This window comes from Achromobacter semiaridum (assembly GCF_053543755.1).
Genome location: NZ_JBLVOL010000033.1, coordinates 18895 through 20379 on the forward strand (window position 1 = coordinate 18895; position 1485 = coordinate 20379).

Below are 1485 nucleotides of genomic sequence, written 5' to 3' on the forward strand. Positions count from 1 at the left end.
GGGCCCGACGTCGCCCCAATCCAGTACTTCCCACTTGCGACCCTGTACCGCGACGCGGTTGATGCTGACGTTCAGCAACGCGGCGTCGCGCGCGCCATTCAGTGCCACACCGGACGCATGGCGCCAGATGATGTCCAGCACGCCACCGTGCGTGAACATCAGGATGCGTTCGCCATCATGGCGGCTGGCAATGTCGTCCACGGTGGAGATCACGCGGGATTGAAATTGCCCCAGCGACTCGCCCCCGTCCAGCGGACGCAGCGGGTCGCGGCTTTTCCAGGCGGCAGCGGCTTCGGGCGCCTGTACATCAATGTGTTCGTGGTCCAGCCCTTCCAGGACGCCAAAGCCCCGTTCACGGATACCGGGCTCGACCCGTACGCGCAGGCCCAGCTGTTCGCCTACGGGCAAGGCCGTGGCATGGGCGCGTTGCAGGTCGCTGCTGTAGATGGCGTGGATGGGCGTGTGGCGTGCGTCTTCGCGCAGGCGGGCGGCAAGCAGGCTGGCCTGATTGACGCCGAATTCGTTCAGGGGAATGTCTTTCCAGCCTTGCAGGCGGCGCTGGCGGTTCCAGTCGGTTTCGCCATGGCGGATGAACCAGATTTCAGTCATTACGTTTGTGATGCGCAACTAAGGCTTAAAGCTGGGCCGGCGCAAGGGCCGCGCGCGGCTTCCAGATGGTTTGGATGATGGAGCTTAACGCCACCAGCGCGGGTTCGCTGGCGCGTTCATAGGGCAGGATGAAGCCTAGCATGGCGTCGGCACGTGCCTGGCCCCACACCATGAAATCGTTTGAGGCGGCGCCTGCCAAGGCGGTTTCTTCGCGCAACAACGCGCAGCCTGCGCCGGCGCGCACCAGCGCTTCCAGGTTGGCCTGATCATCGTTCTGCATGACGACGCGGGGCGACAGGCCGTGGCGTTCAAACATGTCGCGCAGCAGCAGATGGGTGTGGCTGCCCGACGGGCCGTCCAGCCAGGGCAACTGCGCCACTTCGCGCCAACCGCCACGCTTAAGCACCGCGGCATGTTCGTGGGGCAGCGCGATGCGATAGCGCACGCTGCGCAGCGGCAGCCACAACACGCCACGCGGGGGATTGGCCGCGATGGTCAGCGCTGCCGGCAGCCGCCCGGTGCTGACCTGTTCGGCCAAGGTGGCGGTGGGCAGTGTCTGCGTCTTCAGTTCCACCAGCGGCAGGCGCTGCGTGACCGCCGAGGCCAGCTCGCCCAGGCGCAGGAAATCCGGTTTTTCGCTGGGCACGCCAAGCTCGACCACCCCATGCAGGCTGCCTTGCAACTGCCGGGCCTCGGACTTGAATTGCGCGCCCAGCACCAGCAGCGACTCTGCGGTGGGCAGCAGCACTTCGCCCGCCTTGGCCAGCGCCAGCCGGCCGCCACTGCGGTCGAACAGCGCCACGCCCAGGCTCTGTTCCAGCGCCTTGATCTGCGCGGTAACGGCGGGCTGGGTCAGGGACAGCGCTTCGGCCGCCT

Annotated in this window: 2 protein-coding genes; both read right to left on the minus strand. The window is 66.7% G+C overall.

Annotated elements, in window-relative coordinates:
* Positions 1-609: histidine phosphatase family protein (locus ACNPP0_RS10455; protein ID WP_448705825.1), on the minus strand; the 609-nt coding region annotated here is incomplete at its 3' end.
* A gap of 25 nt (positions 610-634) precedes the next feature.
* A partial coding sequence (locus tag ACNPP0_RS10460; protein ID WP_448705826.1) for a LysR family transcriptional regulator occupies positions 635-1485 on the minus strand: 851 nt, incomplete at its 5' end.